The following is an 8768-nucleotide window of genomic DNA, read 5'->3' on the forward strand; positions in this document are numbered from 1 at the left end:
CCAAATCCGATGCTAGGAACCGGAAGCATAGTTGTTAGTCGAAGGACGGAGGGGGCTTGGACGGTCAATACTTGACGTATAGTTCTTTGCCGTATTCCGCACCATCTCGGAGACGATGATCCTCGGCGCGACCCACGGCTTCTTCGAGCCCTCTTTTGGCGCTGTCTTCATGCCGGAGAACCTTTGCCTTTCCTCATACCGCAGCCCCCTATGCCAAATTTCCGGGCAATAATCAAAAAATAATCCTTCGATATGGATTATAGACACTTAGGTTAAGGCAACCATACATATCGTCACAATTCTCAATTTCCCCCTTCAAATCGAGAATTGTGCAGAGCGATTCCCCCTCACATCAGCTCAGTGTGAACATTTTTTAATTCAACCGCCCGGCAATATCAGCCCCTTCCTAGGGAGCATCGCCGGAACAGTCCTGGTTACGAGTCTGACACCTTGGAGCACCTCCTGCTTCACAAAGTGACAGCGGCCGCCATGACAGCGAGCCGAACGTCCCGGATCGACGCCGGAAATCCTTCAGGGCCGGTTTCGCCGGGGCACAAAGCAGCCGAGTTCCACCAGGCCCGGCGGCACCGGATACCCCGTCAGCCGCACATTCCCGGCATCGAGCCATGCATGTGCATCGACCGGGCGGGTTTCGCCGCGCGCCGCTCCAAAACGCATGACACTGCCAATGCCGCGCCGCGCCAGCATGGCCTGCGCCGCCATCGCCTGCTGCAGGCAGACCGCCCGGAACGGCATGAGCGGCGCTGCCCTGCGCACGGCCCAGCCGATCGCGCACGCGCGGCGCCATTGTTCCGGCTCCAGAACCGCGCTGCATTCTGCGGGAATGGAATCCGGCGGCACGAAATCCCCGAAGCCCCGCGACAACCGGTCGAAAGGCACGCACCGCGAGGCGATGCTCGCCACAAGCAGGCTGACCACCGCCTCGGCGGCCAGAGCCTGGTTACGCAGCCCCGCCCGCAGCAGGCGCAGCCCCTTAGCCCGGATCGCTGACCGCCGCGCCACGGCGCAGGAGTTCCTCAAGAAAGTCATCGACCTCGGACCGGCAGGTCTCGGCATCAACCTCGAACTCTCCCTGCAGCGCCGCATAAAGCGCTTCGCGCGGCTGGGGCGTCTCGATCAGATCCCAGATCCGTGCCCCAACCTCGTTGAGCCCGAGATAAACGCCGTGCGCCGCGCTCATCATCATGATTTCATCACCGACGCGTGCGCTGAGCCAATCCCCATGCCGACTGATCACTCTGCCCGCCTTTCCTCCGTCGCGCCTGCGGCGGACAAGGCATAGCCCAGCCGCTCCATCATCGGCGCATGATCCTGTTCAATGCGTTCTACCTGTTCCGCCGTCAACTCGTCGGCCCAACCGCCGGCGATCCCCCGGCGAAAGAAGCTGCGCTTGCCGCGCGACGGCGGCGCCTCGCGAAAGCCCTTGGCCTGCTCCTGCGCCGTGAGTTCGGAAAAGGCGGCAAAGCGCACTGCACGGGCCACATCTTCTTCGCTGACTTCGACGCCCGCGAAAGCCAGAACCTTGCCAAGTGTCGCCGCCGTATCCGTGTAGAGATCCTCATAGCGCACGCACTGCACGGGGACATCGCGCTGATCGAGCCAACTGGCATTGAAGGCCGACCAGCTCAGCAACTGCTGGCGAAGCTGGATCGCCTGACGCCGGGGCTGCCCGCAAAACGCGCCATCCTGCTGACCCATGAGATCAACAGCCCCATCGATCGTCGAACCATTGTGGTTCGCCAGAGAAGGTGCGACGTCACGTGGATCGCGCACGATCAGGATCGCCGCGTCGGCCACACGGCTGCCGCCAAGCAGGGGCCGGCCGTCCGGATTGACAGTCCAGGCGTCATGCGACTTGACGAAATGGACCTGACCGACACGGCTGGCGACATCATCGCCGCCCTCCTCATTGTCCTCGTCCAGATCCACGCAGTCCTCGAACTCTTCCCGCTTGGCCTCATAGACCATCGGGCGCAGCCGGTCGCACTCATCGTACGTCAGCAATCCGGAAGCGAACAGCATCGACGAATCGAACCACTCCCGGGAACTGGCAATGCCTGCACTCTCGGGAATGGCATTGATATCGGCCGGCTCCTCGCGTCCGAGATTGGCGATCAGCAGGCGCAGCCACGTATTTCCCGACTTGGGATAGGATGCGAGCCAGATCCAGCGCATCACGCGGCCCGATCGAGCAGGCCGAGCGACGCCCAATGGTCCGCGAGCCGGTCAGCCGTCTTGTCCATATCGGCGAAAGACAAGGGCCGGGTCAGGTAATAGACCCCGGCACGCTGCGCGAGCGCCGCCGCCGCCTTGAAGTAGAGCGGTTGCTGGCCGAAAGCCCGCACCAGCCGGGGCCGGTAAGCATTGGTCCGGACGATCAGCGCGGCATCGACGATGTTGGGCGCAGTAATGCCCGGCGAATGGGGCGGGCGCTGTTCGCGCAGCGCATAGATGGCCGCGACCGGCAAAGGCGTTTCGACAATCTCGCGGGGATCGACGAAATATTTCTCGATCCGGTTGCGCACCGGCGCCCCCGATCTTCCGCCCAGTGCCATGGCATCGATCGCCTGCCGCCAAAGCTTGTGCTTGCGCGCATCAGGCGCAATCCACGGCCGCCCTTCGCGCAGCGAAATGGCGCAGAAGTCATCGGCAACCAGCGCATGGCCGCGTTCGCCCAGCGCCGCGGCCAACGTCGACTTGCCTGCCCCTGAAGGGCCGCAGAACAGGACGGCTGCATCCCCGACTCTGGCCGCGCTGGCATGCAGCAAGGGGTGCCCTCGCTGGTGGAGCAGAATACCGAACCCCGTGCTGGCCACGAAAATCGCAGCCTCCTCGTCACTGACACCGGGGGCGGGGCAAAACCGCAACTCACGCCCTCCGGTCAGCAACATGGACACGACACCGGGAATCCCGATCCGGAAACGATCCTGAGCCAATGCCCAGTTCGGTCCGAGAACCTGCGCGTCGTCAAACGCATCGGGAACTTCACCACGAACGATCGTAACATCGGGGGCTGCGTTTTCCGGTCCGTCGCAAGCCATCAGGCCGTGAAGCGCGATTTCACTGCGCACGGACAATCCGGAAATACGGTAGCTCGCCATAATCTTCGCTTTACCCCTCCGCGAAGCCCAGACTCCGCCGCGATCATCAATACCGGACACCCTTGCGGGAACTTCGTATCATTCGCACAAGTAAATCAAGACACCAGTCCGTTATTCAGCGAATACCTGCGGTCGAACGCAAGGTCGATGGGCAGGCGGTGCGCAATGAGTAATATAGAAGTACTGCCGCGCAATTTCTCCAAAGTCTGGAACAACCGCTCTTCCGTATCGCTATCGAGCGCGCTGGTCGGTTCGTCAAGCACGAGAAAGCGGGGCCGGCGCAGCAGGGCCCGCGCCAGACACAGCCGCTGGCGCTCCCCACCCGAAAAGCGGCTGCCCCGGTCCCCGGCGCGGGTCGCCAGCCCCTCCGGCAAGGCAGACACGAACGGCATCGCCTCTGCCGCTTCGAGCGCGGCGAACACCTCATCATCGTCCGCATCGGGAGCAGACCAGCGCAAGTTCTCGCCCAGCGAACGATCGAACAGGAACGGGTCCTGAGGCACATAGGCGATTTCCCGGCGCCAAGCCCGCATACCCTCTGCGCCGGACACCGCCTTCCCATCGACCAGAAGCTGTCCGTGCCGGGGCGCGTAAAGGCCAATGGCGATGTCGGCCAGCGTGGTTTTCCCGGCTCCCGACCGTCCATGCAGCGCCACCAGCTCCCCCCGGCCGATCGTCAGATCGACACCGCGCAGCACCTCTCCGCCGCGCGGATCATGCGCATAGTGGACACTGCTCAATCGCACTTCGGCGCCTTTCCCCGCGCGATCACGCAGCGGCGGCGCCGACCGGGCGGGCGGGGCCTTGGCGCCGTCGGTGCCGGCAAGCCGCTGTTCGAGCGATACGATATTCACGACCGCGGGAAGCATACTCGTCATGGCTTCGAAGCCCTGCGCCAGCTGCATGACCGGCCCCGTCAGCCGCACCATCAGCGCCAGAAGCGCCGACAGCACTGCCGGAGCCGTATGAAATACATGCAGCCCCACGATCAGAACGAGCCCGGCGAAAATCGCACCGGCGGCCCGGAACAACTGGGCGGCCCGGGTCCTCTCGGCAGTATAGCCCAGCACTTGCCTGCGGATATCGCGGGAAGCATCGATATATTCGGCGGCGTAGCGGTCTTCCGCATCGTGCGCCTTGGCCAGCTTGATCCCGGCCAGCAGCTCCGTGAAACTGCCATGGCGGCGCGCCCCTTCGCGCGAGAGCATCGTGCCATGCGCGAAGGACCGGCGGGAGAGGTGCCGCACCATCGGCACGGAAAGCGCCAACAGGATCAGGATTGCCACAGAGAGCAGTGGCGCGAGCGCGACAGCCACGCCTGTGAGGACAACGATCTGCACCACACTCACCGCCCCGCGCAGCATCCGATCGCTACCGATCGAGACCCGCCCGACATCGCTGGCGATGGTAAATTCCATCTGGCTGCGGATCAGTGCCTGAATCTCGCGCCAGTTGGCCCGTACCAGCGCCATGACGAGCCGCTCACGCCAGGAGTCGACAAGATCGTTCGCCAGCCCCGTCTGCGCCATGGTGCGCTTCCAGGCGATGTATCCGCGCAAAGCCACCAGCACCGCGGCAATGCCCAGCAGCGCTGCCAGACCCGCTGTGGGGCCAATCGCCTCTATAACCGAACCGGCAAACCGTTCGGCGCGCCCCGAACCGCCACCACTGGCAAACACAAGTTCGAGCAAGGGTACGATGAGGACGATCCCCATCCCCTCGATCAGCGCGCCCGCCAGGACCAGCATCCCCGTCCAGAGCAGCCGGCCGCGGCCCAGCGCGAGAAGCGAAGCCCAATATGCCGACAGGGCAGCTCGCAACGTCAGACCCTGTGCATCGCCGGGTTCCGTCACGCGCACTGCCCTGCCATTGCGGCTCGTTCGGACGCGGCGACACTACGTTTTTGCTCCAAGTTCGCCTGCGCGCCGCCCGCCTTCATGCCCTCTCCTTCACCGACCGGAAGACGCCCTCCGCTACCCGGCGAGCTTAAGGACGCGGCAAGATGCGGGCAATAGCACAGCGGCGTTCTGCACGCCTTGCCCGGCTCTGCCGCCTCGGCTAGGCATAGGGCAAACAAACATCCCTCCCTGACAAGACCATCCTGCGCCGGACCGTGCAAACGTGAGCCAGCGTCAGGATGCCACGGGTCGCCGGAACGCTATACGATGAACACAACTTCGGGCTGCCTCGCCGCACCGGGGCTCCTGCTTCTTCCAGCCGGGAAACTGGCCAGCTCCGGCAATCCGGGCTGGCAGGCTTTCGCGAAAAGCTGGGACGACATGCCGCAGGACACGTGGATGGCCGATGGCGGCACCTACCGGCGCCGGCGCTATGCCGCGTTCGAGGTGCAGGGGGACCGGTGCGAACGCCTTTCCCACCGCCCCCACTATCAGGAGCGCGATTACAACCCGCTCAATGGCGGAGTTGAACGCTGGTTCGCGCCCATATCCGGCGATTGCGCCGCCTCACCGCTCTTTCAGGCGCTGGTGCGGGACACGGTCGCCCTGATCGAGCGGAATGCCTGCCTGACGCCCCGGCACTGGAACGTGGAAGCCCATCAATTCCGCATCGAGGCACGGCCCGATCAGCCGGGCCTGCCGACGCCCGAAGGTATGCACAGCGACGGGCGCGACTGGGTGCTGGTCCTGCTGATGGGCGGCAGCGGCTTCACCGGGGGAGAGACCTGCGTCGAGGACCAGTCCGGACATGTCCTGCTGAAACACCGGCTGTCCGAACCGGGCGAAGCGCTGCTGCTCGACGACAAGGCCGTGCGCCATGGCACGTCACCGGTCGAGGCCGTGCAGGCCGGCGCGCCCGCATGGCGGGACACGCTCGTCCTGACCTTTGCCGAGGCGCCCGCGTCCTGACGGGCGGCCTATGTTATCCTTGGCCGGAAAACAGCGTTAGCGTCCGCCCGCCGACCCAGACCTGCCCGTTCGCATCCTGCGACATGGCGACTCTGCCGGTCCGCCCCAGCCGCGTGCCCTGCGCGGCGACATAATGCCCTTGCGCCCGGCCGCTGGCGAAGAGCCATTGTCCGATCGAGGCATTGAGGCTCCCCGTCACCGGGTCCTCGATCAGGTTGCCCGTCTGCCCGGTAAAGAGCGCGCGCAGTTCGAACGCCGCCTCGCTGCCGGGCGGATAAGCGCCAACAATGCCGATATCCAGCCGCTCGGGGGAACTTCCCACCGGCTCGACCGCCAGAACCGCCTCTGCGGAGGAGAGCAGAACTGCAATCCAGCCCGGGCCGTTGTCGACCCACTGGGCCTCGACGATCGCGCCGGGATCGATCCTCAGCGCCGCGGCGACTTGCGCGATCTCCGCCTCGGACGCCGCGCCTTCGCGGATCAGCGGCGGCGCGGCGAAGGCAAGGCCGTTCGCGCCCTGCCGGACCTCGATCAGGCCCGCCCCGCATTCCTGCACGACCACGCCCTCGCGCTTCGGCTTACCGCCCGCTTCCAGCCAGGCGTGGCAGGTGCCCAGCGTGGGATGCCCGGCAAAGGGAAGTTCATGCGCAAGCGTGAATATCCGCACGCGGTAATCCGCCTCCTCCTGCGCCGGCGGCAGCAGGAACGTGGTTTCGGACAAGTTCAGCCAGCGGGTGATGCGCTGCATCTCCTCTGTCGTAAGACCTTCGGCGTCGCTGACCACGGCCAGCGGGTTTCCGGTAAAGGGATCAGTGCCGAATACATCGACGAGTTTGAAAGGACGGCTCATGCGATCTCCTGAGGATCAGTGCGTGTTGCTGTAAGCTGCGGTCAGCAGCGGGTCATCGATGCGCGTCACGGCATCGGCCACGCTGTCGCGCCAGCAGGCCGAATGGCGAACGGACCACGTTACCTCGCGCAGGCTGAACGGCGAAGCGCCGCAGACCGCAAGCGCCGCCTTCCCGATACGGGCAAGCGTGCGCCGTGCCGCCTCCGGCGTGGCGGGATGCCTGTCCACCGGCTGCAGAGTGACAGCGTACCGGTTGACGCCGATCCGGTCCTGCGCGGCTGCCGGAGCTGCCACGGCCAGGCCGAGCACGGCAACGGCAGCACCAAACGTGGCGGGCGACGAGTAGAGCAAGTTCTTCATCATGACCTCCTGTGCGCCCCCAATGCGCGCAAAGCGCTGGCCAACACAGGAACAGATCGATACAATTTCAAAAAACTGTATCGATCAGGAAAGCAATACAGTGACATCTGTCCATACCACCCGCACCGAACAAGTCATGCAGTTGATCCGGGACCGCATCGAACGCCGGGACCTGACTCCGGGCGCGCGCCTGCCTTCGGTGCGCGCCATGGCCGAAATGACCGGCTATTCGAAATCGACAGTGGTCGAAGCCTACGACCGGCTGGCAGCGGATGGCGCGATCCGCTCCCGTCCCGGGGCCGGCTTCTATGTCTCGGCCCCGCTTTCACCGCTCGCGCTCGACCGGATCGGCACGCCGGTCGAGCGCGAAGTCGATCCCTTGTGGATGCTGCGCCAGTCACTCACGCATCGCCCGGATGCCCTCAAGCCCGGATGCGGCTGGCTGCCCGACAGTTGGCTGGCGGGAGCACCGATCCGCAAGGCCCTGCGCGCCGCCGCACGCGGCGATGCCGATGCGCCCTTGACCGGATATGCCTCGCTACTGGGCTCGCCGCCGCTGCGCGCCCTGCTCGCCCGGCGGCTCGACGAACAGGGCACACCGGCCTCCCCGGACCAGATCCTGCTGACCGAAAGCAGCACCCATGCGCTCGATCTCGTCAGCCGCTTCCTGCTCGAACCGGGAGACACAGTGCTGGTCGACGATCCCTGCTACTTCAATTTTCTGGCGCTGCTGCGGGCCCACCGGGCGAACGTGATCGGCGTGCCGATGACGCCCACCGGACCGGACATGGCCGCCTTTGCCGCAGCCCTGACGGAACATCGGCCACGGTTCTATCTCACCAATTCGGCCTGCCACAATCCGACCGGCGCGACACTGTCCGCCGCCACCGCACATCACTTGCTGAAGCTGGCCGATGCGCATGATCTGGTGATCGTGGAAGATGATATCTTCGCCGATTTCGAGCATACCCCCTCGCCGCGCCTCGCCGCGTTCGACGGGCTGGACCGGGTGATCCGGATCGGCAGTTTCTCGAAATCGGTGACGGCCGCGATCCGCTGCGGCCATATCGCAGCTCGGCCCGACTGGATCGAGGCGCTGGCGGACTTGCGCGTGGCCACATCGATGTCTGGCAACCCGCTGTCGGCGGACATCCTGCACGCGGTGCTGACCGATGGCGGATACCGCCGCCATATCGAAAGCGTGCGATCGCGGCTGGCCCGCGCGACGGCCCGGACGATGGCGCGGCTGCGCGAGGTCGGCATCACGCCCTGGATCGAACCCGCCGCAGGCCTGTTCATCTGGGCGCGCCTGCCCGGCGGGCTCGATGCAGCCAAGATTGCCCGCGCCGCGCTGGCGGAGAACATCGTGATGGCACCCGGCAACGTGTTCAGCACGAACGGAATGTGGAGCGACTATATGCGCTTCAATGTGGTGATGAGCGACAACGACCGGGTCAGTGACTTCCTCGCAAGAGCCTGCCGCTGACGCCTGCTTGCAGGCGCAGCACCGGAAGCTCCAAGTATCGCCATTTGCAGGCCGCCTGAGCGGAATGGCCATCCATCCTAGTC

At 65.1% G+C, this 8768-nt stretch carries 9 protein-coding genes; 2 read left to right on the forward strand and 7 right to left on the reverse strand.

Going from position 1 to position 8768, the window contains the following annotated elements; all coding sequences use genetic code 11:
• Positions 1 to 531: 531 nt before the first annotated feature.
• The 5 genes from NN5_RS12095 to NN5_RS12115 form a co-directional block, all read right to left on the reverse strand.
• On the reverse strand, positions 532 to 1023 hold the full coding sequence (locus NN5_RS12095; RefSeq protein WP_067734358.1) for a lasso peptide biosynthesis B2 protein: 492 nt from the start codon (positions 1021 to 1023) through the stop codon (positions 532 to 534).
• Positions 995 to 1258, reverse strand: a complete 264-nt coding sequence (locus tag NN5_RS12100; protein WP_067734359.1) for a PqqD family peptide modification chaperone — start codon at positions 1256 to 1258, stop codon at positions 995 to 997. Before NN5_RS12100 ends, NN5_RS12095 begins: the two co-directional genes overlap by 29 nt.
• Positions 1255 to 2196, reverse strand: a complete 942-nt coding sequence (locus tag NN5_RS12105; RefSeq protein ID WP_067734360.1) for a sulfotransferase domain-containing protein — start codon at positions 2194 to 2196, stop codon at positions 1255 to 1257. The genes NN5_RS12100 and NN5_RS12105 overlap by 4 nt, the downstream gene beginning before the upstream one ends.
• The gene (locus NN5_RS12110; RefSeq protein WP_157081114.1) at positions 2196 to 3092 is read right to left on the reverse strand and encodes an HPr kinase/phosphorylase; all 897 of its coding nucleotides are present in this window, start codon (positions 3090 to 3092) and stop codon (positions 2196 to 2198) included. Before NN5_RS12110 ends, NN5_RS12105 begins: the two co-directional genes overlap by 1 nt.
• Positions 3093 to 3217: 125 nt before the next feature.
• The gene (locus NN5_RS12115; RefSeq protein ID WP_157081115.1) at positions 3218 to 4975 is read right to left on the reverse strand and encodes an ABC transporter ATP-binding protein; all 1758 of its coding nucleotides are present in this window, start codon (positions 4973 to 4975) and stop codon (positions 3218 to 3220) included.
• Positions 4976 to 5287: 312 nt separating this feature from the next.
• Here NN5_RS12115 and NN5_RS12120 point away from each other — a divergent pair, with 312 nt between their 5' ends.
• Positions 5288 to 5989 (forward strand): 2OG-Fe dioxygenase family protein, encoded by a 702-nt coding sequence (locus tag NN5_RS12120; protein ID WP_067734363.1) that lies wholly within the window; start codon positions 5288 to 5290, stop codon positions 5987 to 5989.
• Positions 5990 to 6002: 13 nt separating this feature from the next.
• Here the strand turns inward: NN5_RS12120 and NN5_RS12125 are convergent, their stop codons facing one another.
• On the reverse strand, positions 6003 to 6839 hold the full coding sequence (locus NN5_RS12125; RefSeq protein ID WP_067734364.1) for a PhzF family phenazine biosynthesis protein: 837 nt from the start codon (positions 6837 to 6839) through the stop codon (positions 6003 to 6005).
• A 15-nt stretch (positions 6840 to 6854) separates the two neighbouring features.
• Positions 6855 to 7199 (reverse strand): UrcA family protein, encoded by a 345-nt coding sequence (locus NN5_RS12130; protein WP_067734365.1) that lies wholly within the window; start codon positions 7197 to 7199, stop codon positions 6855 to 6857.
• Positions 7200 to 7299: 100 nt separating this feature from the next.
• On the opposite strand from NN5_RS12130, the gene NN5_RS12135 reads away from it, so the two are divergent.
• Positions 7300 to 8685: an aminotransferase-like domain-containing protein gene (locus NN5_RS12135; protein ID WP_245656442.1), complete on the forward strand. Its 1386-nt coding sequence runs from the start codon at positions 7300 to 7302 to the stop codon at positions 8683 to 8685.
• Positions 8686 to 8768 lie beyond the last annotated feature (83 nt).

Source organism: Novosphingobium naphthalenivorans NBRC 102051 (genome assembly GCF_001590985.1).
GTDB lineage: Bacteria > Pseudomonadota > Alphaproteobacteria > Sphingomonadales > Sphingomonadaceae > Novosphingobium > Novosphingobium naphthalenivorans.